The sequence below is a fragment of the Aeromonas sp. QDB30 genome (genome assembly GCF_027707645.1).
GTDB lineage: Bacteria > Pseudomonadota > Gammaproteobacteria > Enterobacterales > Aeromonadaceae > Aeromonas > Aeromonas caviae.
On the sequence record NZ_JAPCIY010000011.1, the window covers coordinates 14,541 to 27,476 of the forward strand.

The window sequence follows — 12,936 nt, forward strand, 5'->3', positions numbered from 1 at the left end:
GGTATCAGGCGGCAGCGCTGATGGGCTCTGCTCCTGCCAGCAGCAGTGTCAGCTTGCTGACATCGCGGATCCGGCATTCGCCGCGCCAGTTTGGGGCGAAGATGAGGAGCATGGAGCCCTTGGGGTTGCCCTTCATCTCCTCGCCGGTGGCCTTGTTGATGAAGCTCACCCGGCCGTTGCGCCACTTGCCATTGGCATCGTGGTAGCCGGTGATGTGCCGCACCTCGCTGGCGCGCATACCGGGATACCATTCGGTGCTGGTGTCCTGGGGGACCAGCATGACGGTGCCGATGCCGCACCCATGCTGCTCGATGGCCTTTTCCACCCACGGCCCGATATCGGAGTAGGGCGGATTGAGCCATGCCCAAGGCGAGCGCACTGACGGGCTGATAAAGTCGCCCCAGTCCACGCTCAGGGCGTCGATATCCGGTGTCAGGAACTTCTCGCAGAGCGCCGTTTCCGGCAGGGCGGCGGCATCGAGGGCGAAGTTGAACTCCCGATCCAGCGCCCGGAACAGCCAGAGCGGGGTCTGGGTCATGTCGCGGGTGGCTTCTGGAGTGGTAGAGCCGCGGTAGTCGCTCATGCTACCTCCCCTCCTGCTGCATTTACCTCAAGGAGCTCTCGGCCAAGTTTGGTGATGGTTGCCTTGGCGCGACCGTGCCGGATCCGAGCCTTCTTGCGCTGTTGGATCAGGGTGTGGGCCTTTCGGCAGTGCCCACAAATCCCGCTGCTCGCGATCTCGTCTAGGTATTCGGCAGCCTCCTCGCTGGTTAGCCGGCGCTCTGACTGGTGGCCGCCATAGTGATCCTCGGTGGTGGTCGCCGTGTAGGCTTCGATCAGATGCGGGCGTTTCGGGTAGTCGGCCTCCTGCGGGCACTGTCCCAGCTCAAAAGCGATCTCGTCGGTGAGCCTTTCGACTTCCTGTCGCGTCTCGCCATACCGGAGGATTGCCTGCATGGCTCGGTTCTCGATCTTCGGTTTCATGCTGCCTCCTGGTGTTGCTCTTCCTGCTTGCTGGCGGCGAACTGCTCCTCCCACAGCTTCACCTTGAGCTCGCAGGCATAGACGATCTGGCCGACCAGCTTCTGGCCGATCCCCTTCACCTTGTCCAGCTTGTTCCCCTGGTGGCTCATCACCTTGTAGAGGGTGTCGATCCCGGCCTCTTCCAGCGGCTTGATGGTGCGCGGCGGTAGGCCGCATTCATGGATGCTGACTGTCTTGGCCCATTCGGTGCGGGGTTGCAGGTGGGGGTGGCTCTGCTCCAGCGCCTCCTGCATGAAGGCGAAGATATCCCGGGTCATCTTGTCCGGTACCCCAGCACCATATGGAGTCGGGTAGATGGGGTTCATCCACTGGCTCAGCATGACCGAACAACCGGAGCCATCGGATTTCATGGCGTGCAGCTTCCAGTTGAGGTCATTGATGAGGTAGGGGAGGTTTGACTGCAGGCCGTGATCCACCAGGTAGACATTCCAGAGCGTGCCGTCCTCGCCCTTGTAGGTCTTGGCAAGGTGCTTGAACCAGACCAGCTTGGCATCACGGCAGATCTCGAGCTCCATGATGACGCCGTGGCGGCTTTCCAGCTCACGATCCTGCTCGTTGATGGCATCCAGCAGGTCTTTGATGCGGCGCTCGAGTTTCAGCACCTCGGCGCGGTAGGCGGCCTCATTGCTCTTGTGCTTGGCGATCGCGGTGCGCTGAAGCTCCAGCTGGTCGTTTTTCTCCTTGATGCGGCGCTTCATTCCTGCCGGGTCCATGGCCTTGAGGTCAGCCAGCTGGCGATCGGTCTGGCGGGAGGTGAATTGCAGGGCGCTGAATTTGGCCTCAATCTCGTTCAGGGCGCGCTGCGCCTTGTAGAGCTCGCCTGCTTTGGCTTCCAGCTCGGCGGCGCCTTCTTGCCGTGCGGCAACGATGCGCTGCTCGGCTTCGGCTACCTGCTGGCGCAGCTGGCTGACCAGGGCAGCCTGGGTGAGCAGCTCGCCATCCCGGCCTTCCAGCTCGCCGATCAGGGTGTTGAACTCGTCGATGTGGGCGTTGGCCGCCTCGCTGATCATGGTCAGGTTGGCAGTGAGCAGGGTTTCAAAGCTGCCAATGGCGGCTTTGGCCGGGCCATCCGGCATCAGCAGGATGTTGCGGATCTGGCTGGTGAGGGTGTGCAGGGCGAGACTGGTCGCCTCGCTGGGGTTCAGCGTGGTCATGGTTGGTCCTCTGGGATTGAAAAGGCCCGCAGTGAGCGGGCCTTGTTGGTTATTGCTGGGCGCTGTGCCCGGTACTGAGCTGCTTCTTGCGCTCGCCGGCGATCTGCTTGATACCTGCGATGATGTTCTGGTCGCCGGTTTCGTTGGCCCAGGTCCAGGCGGTGGTGTATGCCTGCTGCCATTCGGTGGTATCACATGCCCCCTCGATGGCGGCGCAGTGGTCGGCGTAGGCGTTGGCGTGGTCGGCCTCGTCCGACTGTGGTTCAGCGTCAATAACGGCCGGGGATGCCTGCTGCTCGGTGGGAGCTGTTTGGCGGGCTGACTTGATGCGATCCAGCACGGCGCTGGTGCGGCTGGCTGGTTTGGCTGCTGGGACGCCGGTAGGCGCAGAATTGAGTTCTTTCTCCACCGGGTAATCTTCGACCTCTTCGGCCACCTTGAGACCCCTGAGCACGTCGGCAAACACATCGCGCAGCGCAAAGGCTCGGGCGCGGATGGAGAGCATCCGCTGCAGGTTCTTCTTGTAGGTGTCCTTGTTGAGGTGGCCAGCGAGGCGCGCATCTTCTTCCGAGAAGGTGCGGGTCTCTTCCGGTTCGCCACGGCGTTTGACGCTACATATGGCTGTCTTGGTGGCAGCGTCCCAGTCCTGCTTGATGTACTCGCAAAGGCCGGAGCCGCGCACCAGTGCTACCAGGGCGTCACCCCATACCGCAGGCACGTTGTTGATGACGGCGATATTTTGCAGGGCTTGCAGCGGCTTCAGGCCAATTTCAGAGCCCCACTGGCAGGCGACCAGCACATCCCCGGCTTTCCCCTGATAGGACTTTGGCACAAGGTTGGAGTTGGCCAGCATATCTGCCAGCTGCATGGCCTCTTGCAGGTTCTGCGGCTCCATGAGGAATCCGCCCTTGTTTTGAGTGATGGTTGCAATGTTATTCATGGTTACCCCTTAATTGACCCGGAACGTGCGGGAAGTGGATGGCTTGGTGTATGCGGCATAAGTTGCCGGGTCTGCCTTTTTGAAGGCTGTGGAGTCAAAACGATTGGTGGTGACCGGCTTCCAAGTGGCCATGGTTGCGCCGTTGCGACTGAGCACCTGCGCCGAACCCATGAAGCCCTGGATCTGGCCGTCCACCTCCTTCCTCTGGCTTTCCAGCTCGGTAATCGCCTCGCTGAGCTCCTTGCGCTCGATGATGAGCGACATCACCTCGCTGTCAGCCTCAACTACTTCCGCTGCGGCATCTTGCTCCACAGCCTCAAGCTGAGCTGCCCCCTCCGGCGGCAGGTCGGCGATCACGCAGTCAAACCAGAAGTTGGTTGCTGCTTCAACCATTGCGGCGATCAGATCCTCATTGCGCGGAATGGTGTAAATCCGGTAGTCACGCCCATCGATGAGCACGGCCAAATCAGACTCTTGCCTTCCTGTCACCAGCATGTAGTGCTGGCACTGGAGCAGATAGCTCTCTGGCACTTCATCGCACGCTGTGATGAGGTTACCGCGCTCGTCGTAGACGTTGCCTGGGCCGAAACCAGCCTTCTTGGCGGCGAACCCGCTGGCGGTCTTGCACTCCAGTACCTTGTGCTCACCGACCATCCGATCAACGTTGCCTACCATCCAGGGGGCCACTTCTGCTTGGTAGTGGGTGTCATCGACTGTCACCAGCTGCCCGGTACGCTCGGCGTATTCATCGGCAACCACCGCTTCCAGTTTGTGCCCCCAGTGAATGGCGGGCTTGTCGGACAAGTCATCCGGGGTTTTGCGACCGGTCTTGATCAGCCAGAGGTCGAACGGTGTCTGATACTTGTTCAGGCCAAGGATGGTTCCGATCTCGGATCCTCCGATGCCGAGCCGGCGGCGCAGGTGCCACTGCTCGTCTGGACTCAGGGCTGCTTGGTCGATGTCTGCCAGCAGCTTCTCGCAGTAGGCTTGGTGTTGCTGGCGCATTGTCAGTGTGTTGGCGGGTGCGTTCATGCTGCATTCCTCCTGTCCTGGTACTGCTCCCACTGCTCCTCGCTCATGGCGGTTTGCAGGTCGGCGGTGTGACAACCCCATGCTTCCTCGGCCATGGCGGCCAGGGCAGCGTCCATCAACTGCTTGGTGAGCTGCATCAACGGGGCGGGCTCGACCTCGGTCATCAGCAGTAACATCGCCTGGTTGAGCTGCAGGTCCTGGTCGTGGTTCACCTCGCGCAGCAGGGTCGATAAGTCAGTTTCGAGCTGGCCAGCCAGCAGCAGAGGGCGGTTGGCTGCGGTCCACTCGGCGATCCACTCGGCCTTGGCGTTGGCCTCGGCTTCGCGGCTCTCCAGCAGGGCGAGCAGGGCGGTTTCGTTGGTCATGGCTACATCTCCATTTCCAGTCGCAGGGTGCGCCGTTCGTGATACTCCTCGATGGCGCGGCGGGTGGCGGCTTTGGTCTTGGCCATCCGCTTTTGCTCGGCGGATGGGGCGGCATCTACGTGGTACTTGCGGCGGGTGGGTGGCACCATTGCGCCGCGAAAGCCCATCACCTGGGCTTCGGTCAGATTTTTCATGGTCTGGGTCCTGTGGTGGTTAAAAACAAAAACCCCAGCACGAGGGCTGGGGTTGTTGGTTGAAACTGGCGCTGGTTAGCGTGGCTGCATCAGCGATTTGGTGCGCCGGGTGACGGAAGCCAGGGTCAGCTTCATCAGGTCGGCCAGGTCGTCATTGCTCATCAGGTCGAGCATGCGCTGCATGTCGCGCGGGTCGGTGGGGTCAATGACGTGGGCGCAGTCGGCAACCGGCCAGAGGGTGAGGCTATCCCCGCCGTGGCGGCCGCTCATGCTGCCGCTGTCTGGCTCGATGCTGAGCATGTAGCGGGTGGCGCCCAGCTTGTGGCAGAGGGCCTTGGCTAGTTGCTGCCCGCTGCATTTGTGCAGTTCGCTGGCAACGGGCGGGAAGGGGATGTCATTATCAGTCAGCTCGGCAAGCTGGCGGTGCAGCGCTTCGCTTTCGCTGCGGCGGGCGGCTTGAGCGGCAGCGTAAACATCGACTTCATAAGTGGTATCAATCCAGCCCGCATATTTCATGGCGACCAATTCAACAGCCCATGTGCCCGGCCTGTTACCACCCCTAGTGGTTACCAAAGCGGGCAGGCCCGCTTTGGCTTCTACCGCCGCAATAAAGTCGCTATGGAAGCGCTTGAACTCGCTGGGCTTGTGCGATGCGGTGGCCTTGCCTTGGGCGATGGCGGCTTTATGCAGGTCGTTGAGGTTGTACATGCCGTTGGCAGTAATAGATATGGAGTGATTGGCAACAGTGAGCTGAGTGTTCATAGTTGATTTCCTTCGGTTCAAAAATGAATCGCCACCGAAGAGACCAATCTTACTGGTGACGAACTGAGCAGGATTGGTCTTACCGGGAACCAAAGAAACCGGCGCCCCCTAAGGGGCTCCTGCCCAGCCCGTCATAACTGAAATTGCGGGTACTACTGGGCCGCACATAAAAAAACACGCTGGCGCGTGTTGTGCGCTTTAGTTCATCGGGAGACCAATCCCGGCAACGGATTTTGCCGTTGCTTTTATAGTATCTAGAAACATTGGCATGGTTGTCAATCCATGAAAAAGCCCAGCAGTTGCTGGGCTTGGTCTGGTGGTCGTTGTGGCGACTACTTTGGTTGGTATTTTTCGAAGTAGCTGGCGGCCAACTCTTGGCCTTTGGTGAGTTGGTCTGGGGTAAGGCGTTGTGCAGCATTGTCACGCGCTTCGCTGGATTGCTTGGAACCATTGGCTGCTGCTACGGAATACCAAGCATATGATTTAACAAAGTCCTGTGGAACGCCCTCCCCGCGAGAGTATATGGCGCCAAGGTTATGTTGCGCCATTTCATCACCACGCTCAGCAGCTTTGCGGAACCAGGTAACTGCTTGCTTATAATCTTGCGGCATTCCTCGACCTTCGCTGTACATCACCCCCAAGTTATACTGTGATCGCACGTGACCAAGTTCTGCGGCCTTGCGAAACCAAGATGCCGCTTGCTTATCGTCTTGTGAAACCCCTAACCCATTGACTGACATGAGACCCAGACTGAACAGTGATTCGAGCTCCCCTTGCGCGGCCGACTTGTTGTACCAGAATGCAGCTTGTTTATAATTTTTAGTGATACCTCTGCCATCTTCGTACATCCGCCCCAAGAAGTACTGAGCATCAGCATGGCCTAGATCTGCAGCCCTCTGGTACCAAATTACAGCTTGCTTATCGTCTTGTGGCACGCCTTTACCTATGTCATAGCTAAGCCCAAGGAAGTATTGATCCTCTCTGTTGCCAGCCTCAGCTTGTTTGATGACCCTTGCCATGTCAGCAGCACTGGGTTCTGCCTGCGCTACTGGCATCACCAGCAACGTCAACCCCAGCAACACCGCTCCGATCCAACCCCCGACTCGATTCATAACCCCTCCTTGTTTCGAAGGGGGCATTATGGATCTGTTTGGGGCGGCTGTCAGCCTGCAACCCCCTGATGCAAGGGGCTCCAGGCTGGCCACTGTTGCCAGTGGCCTGCGTTCACGTTCACGCACCGCCTTCCGGATTGAACGGGGTATCGGCGCATCCTTACCGGCATTGGGATTCGTGGTTGTGAGCCGGTTCCAGACTGTTAAAGAGCGTGCCCAGCCAAATTTGGCGTGAGCGAAGCCAAAGCCACCTTGCGGTGCTTGCGAAAGAGGCTTTGGCTACGGCGCTATGAGGGAAGCGCCAGACCCGGGTCAGATGGCGTTGCGGTGGAACTCGGCCCGCCAGTGGAGGAGGGCGCGGCATTTCATGGCGGTCAGGGTGCGCACCTTGGCAGACTGGGCGGCGCGGGCGGCGACGAGCTGGTGCCGCTCGGTGGCCATCATGGCAACCGCCAAGCGTTGCTTGATGGTTCGGCGGCGGGTGGCGTTGCCGTTCAGGCGGTCGGCGATGGCGGCAACGATCTGGTCGGCGCGTTTTGCGGCTCTGGAAATAGTGACTTTCATCATGTTATCCTTGCGTCTGTTGGCGAGTTGGTCCTCGCTAATTCCCAGTTGATTCGTCATGCTGGGTCCTGATTGCTGGGGTTGGTCCCTCGGCTTTCACTGACCGGGTGGTACCCGGTCCTTCGAAGCCCGCCTTGTGCGGGCTTTGTCGTTCTTACGCGCTGGTCAGGCGCTTCACTGCTGCCCTGGTTGGGGCTGGGTCCTGTTGCCGGGTGGTACTAAATTCTTTGCTGGCTTTTTACTCCGCCAGATCCGGAGGTTTGCCGGTTACGTCTCCGGCCCGGGCTCTCACCGTTCGTGTGGCATTACCCAAGACCTTCACCACGATTGGCCACCTTCCACGCTGCCCCTTGTTGTTTTGGTCTTGGTCGTTCTCTCAAGAGGACGATGAGAGAATCGTAATCTTTAGTGAACGGGCGGTCAACATCGATCTCTAAAATAAACGATATTTTTTTTGAGCAACAAAAAACCCGCCGAAGCGGGTTCATAAAGTGGTCTACATCATCGGTTACTTTTTAGATGCCGCCATACAGTAGCGACACCATTTTGTTAGCCCGTCAGGCTGATTGCTGTTCTTGTCAAAATTTGTTTTGAGCCTGCGCTTTTGGCAGTGGGGGCAGGTTTTATGGTGGCGGTCATCAGAATGTGAGAGATCCATACATGGCGAACACCACTTCGTCAGTCCATCACTACTGTTTGGGTTTGGTCTGAAATGTGAGCGCGATAGAGACTTGTTGCACTTCTGGCAAACCTTGCTCTGGCTGGTGATCTTGGTGACCTTCACCGCCTCTATGGTCACACCCCTTGGCGTGACGTCATGATAAGTGGTTGTCAGGTTATTGCCTGCCGCATTGGAAGGTGAGGAGGGCATAAGGGTCTTTTGTTGGGGCGTGTTGTCCGTTACAACCTTCTGGTTAATGTTTGGCGCTGAGCATGGTTGGCCTTTGTTGGCACTCATGAATCTATCAACCCCCTCTTTCTTCCAGTCCATGCTTCGCGAATCAGTTTCCCTAACCCTTTCGTAGGTGACTTGCCCAGTTGGAGTTTTTACTGTGTGACTCTCCCGTATGGTGGTCACATCCTTTGTTTTCGTCTTGTTGTTAAACCAAACGTAGGCACCTATTCCAAGTACGGCCAACAACAGCACATCAGAAACCTCCATGTCTGCAATTACTCCTTATTTTATTTCGCTGCGTCTCAGTTCTGACAACTTACCAAGCACGATAGCCTCACTGGATGTGACCGTGCCAAGCCTGGGATCATCTACACCGTAAACCCACCCATCAATTCCTGACATCGCCCTTAGCAGGCGTGCTTGGCCGCTCTTTTCCAGCCTAATCAGCATTACGGCGCCTTCTTCTGGGGTGCGATCGGCCAGGCTGAATATGCAGATATCACCGGCCACAATGCCTGATTTTGATAGGTGATCGTTTGTGGCCTCGATGGCAATGCTGTGGCTTTGGTTCTCTGCCACCACATACCGCCCGCTATTCATGTTCGGCAGCATATCTGTTGCCAGGTTCCCCACGTCATCCAAGGTCCAGACCGGCACTTTATCCGAATTGAACTGAATGTCGTTCAGCAGATCACCACTGCTGCGGCCGGTGTATAGCCATATGGGATCAACCTTCAGCACCCTGGCAATGGAAATCAGGGATGACACTCGCATTTCACGATTCGGGTTATTGATGGTGTTGCTAATCACGCTCTTTGATAAGCCGGTACGGCGCGCAAGCTCAGACATGCTGATGCCCAACTCTTGCAGCTTTTCCTCAAGGCGTTGCCCGAAAGTTTTCATCAATAACCTCTTGTTCTCTTTAGAGACTAAATTGTAATTCCTTGACTGATCACTTTGGGAGACGATGAAGATTGACATCGTTCTCTATAGAGGACATCATTTGCATGTCACCATGCACAGGACCCAGACCAATGAAGAAACATGAAGTAATCGGCTATTTCGGCAACATGGCCCGCGCCATGAAAGCGATTGGCATCTCCCGCAGCCTTGCCGTGAAGTGGGGGGAGGTAATTCCAGCCCAGCATGCAGTCAGCTTTGTCATTGCCAGCAATGGCGAGCTGCGGCTGGGACTGGAGGATTACCCCCTGATCAAGGAGCAAGACCATCCTACCCAGCAGGCCGCCTGACCACCGGCCAGCTTTTCTATCCAACATAGAGGACCAACCCCATGGGAAGAGTATCGCTCCCCGATCATGAAAATATGAGCACCCGCTCCCCGCTGCGGGTGCGCGGCACCCCAGCTCAGCGCCAGGTATGGCAGGAAGTAGGCGCCGAGTGTGGCATGACCGAAACCGCATTTGCCCGCACCTCGTTGCTGATCCTGCTCAAGGCCATATCTCAACATGAGCCACAAATCCTGGCGAGGGCCGTGAAACGGGCCAATCGGAGCTTGCTGGAGCAGGGTTTTCCGCCCGTGACCGTCGAGGAGATCCTGGAGGGCTCCGGCCTGCCCGAGCGCGGCCTGCTCCAGTTCAGCCAAGAAGACGAGGCCGCCTACAACGAGGAGCGCCCGCTGCGCCCCCTGCAAAAACTCATCAACTTTGTCCTCGGGAGGTAACCCCATGACTATGCAACACCGTCCGCCGCGCCCGGCATCCCAGCACGTCAGCGATCGCGACAACATCATCCTGAAGTCGGTCATGCACGAGCTGGCCCTAGCCCTCGACGAGCCGCTGATCTCGACCGCTCACGCAGCCGGCACCGACCGCCAGGCCGTCCGCCTGGCCCGCGAGCTGGAAGCCCGCACCCTGGAGCGTGCCGAGTCGCAGCCCAGCGCATAAGCAGCCCCTGCCCGCCTCACCAGCGGGCAGCTTAAACACCACAGGACCCAACAATGACCAATTCAACCATGGCCCATGGGGGCCACCCCTTGCCGCACTCTTTGCCGCATGACCTCAACCACTGCCCGCTGTGTGGCGGTGAACTGCAATCCGGTAACGATGACCGCGCCTTTGAGTGCCCGGCTTGCGCCTACACCGAGCAGGAGGTGGCGGCATGAAAGCAATCGACCTTTTTGCTGGCCTTGGTGGCTGGTCTACCGGCGCCGTTATGGCCGGTTGCGAAGTGCTTTGGGCTGCCAATCACTGGCAGGAAGCTGTGCACTGGCATAGTGAAAACCACCCAGACACCCAGCATATCTGCCAAGACCTGCACCAAGCTGACTGGACGCAGGTACCGAGCCATGACCTGTTACTCGCCTCGCCATGCTGCCAGGGGCACAGCAAAGCTCGCGGCAAGGCAAATGGAAATCCGCAGCACGACGCCAGTCGCTCAACGGCGTGGGCTGTGGTGTCCGCCCTTGAGTTTCACCGGCCGCAAGCCGCCATCGTCGAGAACGTTCCTGAGTTCCTTGATTGGTCGCTGTATCCGGCATGGGCTGCTGCCATGCAGGCGCTGGGTTATTCCTTGGCTCCGCATGTGGTCAACTGCGCCGATCTCGGGGTGCCACAAGAGCGGATCCGCATGTTTATCGTCTGTACTCGCTCAGCAAACCCATTAATCCTGAACCTGCCGAAGCTGGACCATGTTCCAGCGTCGCAGTTCATTGACTTCAACGCTGGGCGCTGGTCACCAATAGCCAAACCTGGGCGGGCGGAAGCAACGCTGGAGCGTGTTGCTAACGGTAGGGCAGTACACGGAGACCGGTTCGTGATGAGCTACTACGGCAACACTCGTACTGGGCGAAGCATTGAGCGCCCGATCGGCACCATCACCACCCGCGATCGCTGGGCTGTCGTGGACGGCGACCGTATGCGGATGCTCACGGCAGAAGAAAACCTGCTGGCAATGAGCTTCCCGCGCGATATCAAGCGCCCAGACAACCACCGGCTGACTGTTCATATGGCTGGCAACGCCGTGCCGCCACTGGCTGGCAAGCGGATCATTCAGGCTCTGGTGGAGGCAGCATGAACACCGTTATCCAATTCCCGGGGGCAGGCGCCCCCATTTCCAAACCTATCAGCAGAGGTAGCAACGTGAGCGAAAATGCCCGCAATGGCTTCCGCCTCGCTTACTCCTCGATGCTGAATGCCCCCTGGTACAAGGATGTAGCCAAGAAGTCCGTGTGGCTGCATTTGCTGCTGGATGCGGCCTACGAGAGCCGTGAAGTCACCTTCAATGGCAACCGCCTCACCATTCATCGTGGTCAGCTGGCTTGCTCTGCTCGTTCGCTCGGGAAAGCGTGTGGCGTATCTGAGGATCAGGCTCGCCGGGCGCTGGACTATTTCGAGGAGGAGGGAGCGATCAGCAGGACGACCAAGCAGGGCAAGAGTGGTTACACCATCATCAGCCTGCTGAATTTCGACGCTTATCAGCGCGGAGTTTCGCAACACTTTAGCGCGGAGTATGGTGCGGAGTTTGAGGGCGCGCCAGATATGGGGTTAGAGGGTGATCGCCAACTCAGCGGCGCGGAGTTAGGTGCGGAGTATCATGCCGAAGATCTTATCATTAATAACAATATAAACTCTGAAGATAATAAACAGATCTCTTGTTCTGTTTCTGACGAAACAAAACCGGCTAAAAAAACGGCAGAGCCATCAGCGGATTCTCTGGCTGTGCTGAACCACCTCAACGCCGCATGCAATCGCCGCTATCAGGCCAAGCCAACCACCCTGCAGAACATCAACGCCAGACTGGCGGAGGGCTACTCCGTGGCCGATCTGCAACTGGTGATCGACTTCAAGCGCGAGCACTGGTCCGCAAACCTGAAAATGGCCGAATACCTGCGGCCAATGACCCTGTTTGCGCCGCAGAAGTTCGCCGGGTACCTAGCTGGCGCCCAACGCTGGGTTCAGATCGGTCGCCCGCGCTGCCTGAACGGCGAGTGGGAGGGCTTCGAGGGTAAGCGCAAGCCGATGTCCAACATTGCCGCCGCCCAGCAGCAGGCGCGCAGTCTCATCGAATCGGGAGCTGTCAGCTATGACGACGACACTCCCCTCTAACGTGACCGCACTGCCAGCCAACCAGGATGCGCCCGCCATGAGCGCCCGCATGGCCGCATTCATCGCTGAGGAGCTGCTGCCGCTGATGGCCGGGAGCTGGCCTGCCAGCGCCAACCAGCTGGATGCCAATGCCCGCGGTGTGGCGTTGGCTTGGGGTGGCGTGCTGCGCGGGTTCACTCCAGCCCAGATCCGGGAGGTGGTGCAGGACATGGCGGCCGATGTGGAGCGCCAGTTCGCCCCGCGTCCGGCAGAAGTGCGGGCAGAGATACTGCGCCGGCAGCCAGCCACGGCCGCACCAACCAGGGCACCGCGGCTGGAGATGTCCATCAGGGCATGCGAGATGGAGGCGACCGTGATTGTGTTGCAGCGTGACGGCGACGTGACGAGCGAGGCGGTGCAGGTTGAGCTGGACAGGATACTCACCGAACGCCGCCAGCGCGGTTACACCATCACAGGGAGGATTTAGGGATGTTCAACCAAGACGTGATCGCCGCGGTCGTGGCCGCGAAATTCTGCCGGGTGGTGATCTATCCCGCCGTGCGGTGCTGGTGTGGGGAGCGGATGCAGCTCGAGGTGGCCGACGAGATCGATGCGCTGGGATACACCGACCAGCGGCGTGGCGCAGGGCATTGGCTGGTGCAGAGCACGACGCCGGAGCGAGTGGCGGAGGAAGCCGCACGGCTGAGAGCCGCGCCAGTGCTGGTGTTGCGGTGTGATGCTTCGTTTGGGGCTGTGGATAACTTCGAAGGGGAGGGCCTTGCCAACCAGTGACACAGGGGGTAGCGCCCCGTACCATTGCCAGTGCCGGAC

At 59.0% G+C, this 12,936-nt stretch carries 20 protein-coding genes; 8 read left to right on the forward strand and 12 right to left on the reverse strand.

The features are described from left to right. Positions 1–4 precede the first annotated feature (4 nt). From PG896_RS05395 to PG896_RS05450, 12 genes are all read right to left on the reverse strand, one after another. Positions 5–583 (reverse strand): phage N-6-adenine-methyltransferase, encoded by a 579-nt coding sequence (locus tag PG896_RS05395; protein ID WP_270835472.1) that lies wholly within the window; start codon positions 581–583, stop codon positions 5–7. Continuing rightward, complete coding sequence (locus PG896_RS05400) at positions 580–984, reverse strand: hypothetical protein (RefSeq protein WP_270835473.1); 405 nt, start codon at positions 982–984, stop codon at positions 580–582. The genes PG896_RS05395 and PG896_RS05400 overlap by 4 nt, the downstream gene beginning before the upstream one ends. After that, positions 981–2,198, reverse strand: a complete 1,218-nt coding sequence (locus PG896_RS05405) for a hypothetical protein (protein WP_270835474.1) — start codon at positions 2,196–2,198, stop codon at positions 981–983. Before PG896_RS05405 ends, PG896_RS05400 begins: the two co-directional genes overlap by 4 nt. 49 nt (positions 2,199–2,247) lie before the next feature. Further along, a complete protein-coding gene (locus PG896_RS05410) occupies positions 2,248–3,138 on the reverse strand; it encodes a hypothetical protein (protein WP_270835475.1) in 891 nt (296 codons plus the stop codon). Positions 3,139–3,147: 9 nt separating this feature from the next. Continuing rightward, positions 3,148–4,170: a YqaJ viral recombinase family nuclease gene (locus tag PG896_RS05415; protein WP_270835476.1), complete on the reverse strand. Its 1,023-nt coding sequence runs from the start codon at positions 4,168–4,170 to the stop codon at positions 3,148–3,150. Beyond that, on the reverse strand, positions 4,167–4,535 hold the full coding sequence (locus PG896_RS05420; RefSeq protein WP_270835477.1) for a hypothetical protein: 369 nt from the start codon (positions 4,533–4,535) through the stop codon (positions 4,167–4,169). The genes PG896_RS05415 and PG896_RS05420 overlap by 4 nt, the downstream gene beginning before the upstream one ends. Before the next feature lie 2 nt (positions 4,536–4,537). Beyond that, positions 4,538–4,729 (reverse strand): PA3496 family putative envelope integrity protein, encoded by a 192-nt coding sequence (locus tag PG896_RS05425; RefSeq protein ID WP_270835478.1) that lies wholly within the window; start codon positions 4,727–4,729, stop codon positions 4,538–4,540. Positions 4,730–4,804: 75 nt separating this feature from the next. Beyond that, entirely contained in the window at positions 4,805–5,491 is a 687-nt protein-coding gene (locus PG896_RS05430) for a KilA-N domain-containing protein (protein ID WP_270835479.1), read from the reverse strand. A 332-nt stretch (positions 5,492–5,823) separates the two neighbouring features. Then, on the reverse strand, positions 5,824–6,603 hold the full coding sequence (locus tag PG896_RS05435; protein WP_171269027.1) for a tetratricopeptide repeat protein: 780 nt from the start codon (positions 6,601–6,603) through the stop codon (positions 5,824–5,826). Between the two features lie 312 nt (positions 6,604–6,915). After that, complete coding sequence (locus PG896_RS05440) at positions 6,916–7,167, reverse strand: hypothetical protein (protein ID WP_237671881.1); 252 nt, start codon at positions 7,165–7,167, stop codon at positions 6,916–6,918. 508 nt (positions 7,168–7,675) lie between these two features. Further along, positions 7,676–8,329 carry a hypothetical protein gene (locus PG896_RS05445; protein WP_005310210.1) on the reverse strand — a complete coding sequence of 218 codons (654 nt, stop codon included), beginning with the start codon at positions 8,327–8,329 and terminating at the stop codon, positions 7,676–7,678. Between the two features lie 15 nt (positions 8,330–8,344). After that, positions 8,345–9,043: a helix-turn-helix domain-containing protein gene (locus tag PG896_RS05450; protein WP_234925412.1), complete on the reverse strand. Its 699-nt coding sequence runs from the start codon at positions 9,041–9,043 to the stop codon at positions 8,345–8,347. A 53-nt stretch (positions 9,044–9,096) separates the two neighbouring features. Here PG896_RS05450 and PG896_RS05455 point away from each other — a divergent pair, with 53 nt between their 5' ends. From PG896_RS05455 to PG896_RS05490, 8 genes are read left to right on the forward strand one after another with little or no spacing between them, the layout of a single operon-like run. Continuing rightward, entirely contained in the window at positions 9,097–9,312 is a 216-nt protein-coding gene (locus tag PG896_RS05455; protein ID WP_005310214.1) for a Cro/CI family transcriptional regulator, read from the forward strand. A gap of 41 nt (positions 9,313–9,353) precedes the next feature. After that, on the forward strand, positions 9,354–9,743 hold the full coding sequence (locus PG896_RS05460; RefSeq protein ID WP_064339873.1) for a hypothetical protein: 390 nt from the start codon (positions 9,354–9,356) through the stop codon (positions 9,741–9,743). A gap of 4 nt (positions 9,744–9,747) precedes the next feature. Then, positions 9,748–9,966 carry a hypothetical protein gene (locus PG896_RS05465; protein WP_201035342.1) on the forward strand — a complete coding sequence of 73 codons (219 nt, stop codon included), beginning with the start codon at positions 9,748–9,750 and terminating at the stop codon, positions 9,964–9,966. A 53-nt stretch (positions 9,967–10,019) separates the two neighbouring features. Next, a complete protein-coding gene (locus PG896_RS05470; protein WP_270835481.1) occupies positions 10,020–10,184 on the forward strand; it encodes a hypothetical protein in 165 nt (54 codons plus the stop codon). Further along, positions 10,181–11,095 (forward strand): DNA cytosine methyltransferase, encoded by a 915-nt coding sequence (locus PG896_RS05475; protein WP_270835482.1) that lies wholly within the window; start codon positions 10,181–10,183, stop codon positions 11,093–11,095. Before PG896_RS05470 ends, PG896_RS05475 begins: the two co-directional genes overlap by 4 nt. Next, positions 11,092–12,126, forward strand: a complete 1,035-nt coding sequence (locus PG896_RS05480; protein ID WP_005310225.1) for a conserved phage C-terminal domain-containing protein — start codon at positions 11,092–11,094, stop codon at positions 12,124–12,126. The genes PG896_RS05475 and PG896_RS05480 overlap by 4 nt, the downstream gene beginning before the upstream one ends. Positions 12,127–12,163: 37 nt before the next feature. Then, positions 12,164–12,592 (forward strand): hypothetical protein, encoded by a 429-nt coding sequence (locus PG896_RS05485; protein WP_103858385.1) that lies wholly within the window; start codon positions 12,164–12,166, stop codon positions 12,590–12,592. 2 nt (positions 12,593–12,594) lie between these two features. Then, positions 12,595–12,897, forward strand: a complete 303-nt coding sequence (locus tag PG896_RS05490; protein WP_270835483.1) for a hypothetical protein — start codon at positions 12,595–12,597, stop codon at positions 12,895–12,897. Positions 12,898–12,936: the final 39 nt, after the last annotated feature.

What these genes read in the sequence shown, in the direction of transcription:
- PG896_RS05455 (WP_005310214.1), top strand. Translation starts at nt 9,097, where the DNA reads ATGAAGAAACATGAAGTAATCGGCTATTTCGGCAACATGGCCCGCGCC.
- PG896_RS05450 (WP_234925412.1), bottom strand. Translation starts at nt 9,043, where the DNA reads ATGTCAATCTTCATCGTCTCCCAAAGTGATCAGTCAAGGAATTACAAT.
- PG896_RS05395 (WP_270835472.1), bottom strand. Translation starts at nt 583, where the DNA reads ATGAGCGACTACCGCGGCTCTACCACTCCAGAAGCCACCCGCGACATG.
- PG896_RS05435 (WP_171269027.1), bottom strand. Translation starts at nt 6,603, where the DNA reads ATGAATCGAGTCGGGGGTTGGATCGGAGCGGTGTTGCTGGGGTTGACG.
- PG896_RS05420 (WP_270835477.1), bottom strand. Translation starts at nt 4,535, where the DNA reads ATGACCAACGAAACCGCCCTGCTCGCCCTGCTGGAGAGCCGCGAAGCC.
- PG896_RS05410 (WP_270835475.1), bottom strand. Translation starts at nt 3,138, where the DNA reads ATGAATAACATTGCAACCATCACTCAAAACAAGGGCGGATTCCTCATG.
- PG896_RS05445 (WP_005310210.1), bottom strand. Translation starts at nt 8,329, where the DNA reads ATGGAGGTTTCTGATGTGCTGTTGTTGGCCGTACTTGGAATAGGTGCC.
- PG896_RS05425 (WP_270835478.1), bottom strand. Translation starts at nt 4,729, where the DNA reads ATGAAAAATCTGACCGAAGCCCAGGTGATGGGCTTTCGCGGCGCAATG.
- PG896_RS05490 (WP_270835483.1), top strand. Translation starts at nt 12,595, where the DNA reads ATGTTCAACCAAGACGTGATCGCCGCGGTCGTGGCCGCGAAATTCTGC.
- PG896_RS05480 (WP_005310225.1), top strand. Translation starts at nt 11,092, where the DNA reads ATGAACACCGTTATCCAATTCCCGGGGGCAGGCGCCCCCATTTCCAAA.
- PG896_RS05415 (WP_270835476.1), bottom strand. Translation starts at nt 4,170, where the DNA reads ATGAACGCACCCGCCAACACACTGACAATGCGCCAGCAACACCAAGCC.
- PG896_RS05400 (WP_270835473.1), bottom strand. Translation starts at nt 984, where the DNA reads ATGAAACCGAAGATCGAGAACCGAGCCATGCAGGCAATCCTCCGGTAT.
- PG896_RS05465 (WP_201035342.1), top strand. Translation starts at nt 9,748, where the DNA reads ATGACTATGCAACACCGTCCGCCGCGCCCGGCATCCCAGCACGTCAGC.
- PG896_RS05470 (WP_270835481.1), top strand. Translation starts at nt 10,020, where the DNA reads ATGACCAATTCAACCATGGCCCATGGGGGCCACCCCTTGCCGCACTCT.
- PG896_RS05460 (WP_064339873.1), top strand. Translation starts at nt 9,354, where the DNA reads ATGGGAAGAGTATCGCTCCCCGATCATGAAAATATGAGCACCCGCTCC.
- PG896_RS05405 (WP_270835474.1), bottom strand. Translation starts at nt 2,198, where the DNA reads ATGACCACGCTGAACCCCAGCGAGGCGACCAGTCTCGCCCTGCACACC.
- PG896_RS05440 (WP_237671881.1), bottom strand. Translation starts at nt 7,167, where the DNA reads ATGAAAGTCACTATTTCCAGAGCCGCAAAACGCGCCGACCAGATCGTT.
- PG896_RS05430 (WP_270835479.1), bottom strand. Translation starts at nt 5,491, where the DNA reads ATGAACACTCAGCTCACTGTTGCCAATCACTCCATATCTATTACTGCC.
- PG896_RS05475 (WP_270835482.1), top strand. Translation starts at nt 10,181, where the DNA reads ATGAAAGCAATCGACCTTTTTGCTGGCCTTGGTGGCTGGTCTACCGGC.
- PG896_RS05485 (WP_103858385.1), top strand. Translation starts at nt 12,164, where the DNA reads ATGAGCGCCCGCATGGCCGCATTCATCGCTGAGGAGCTGCTGCCGCTG.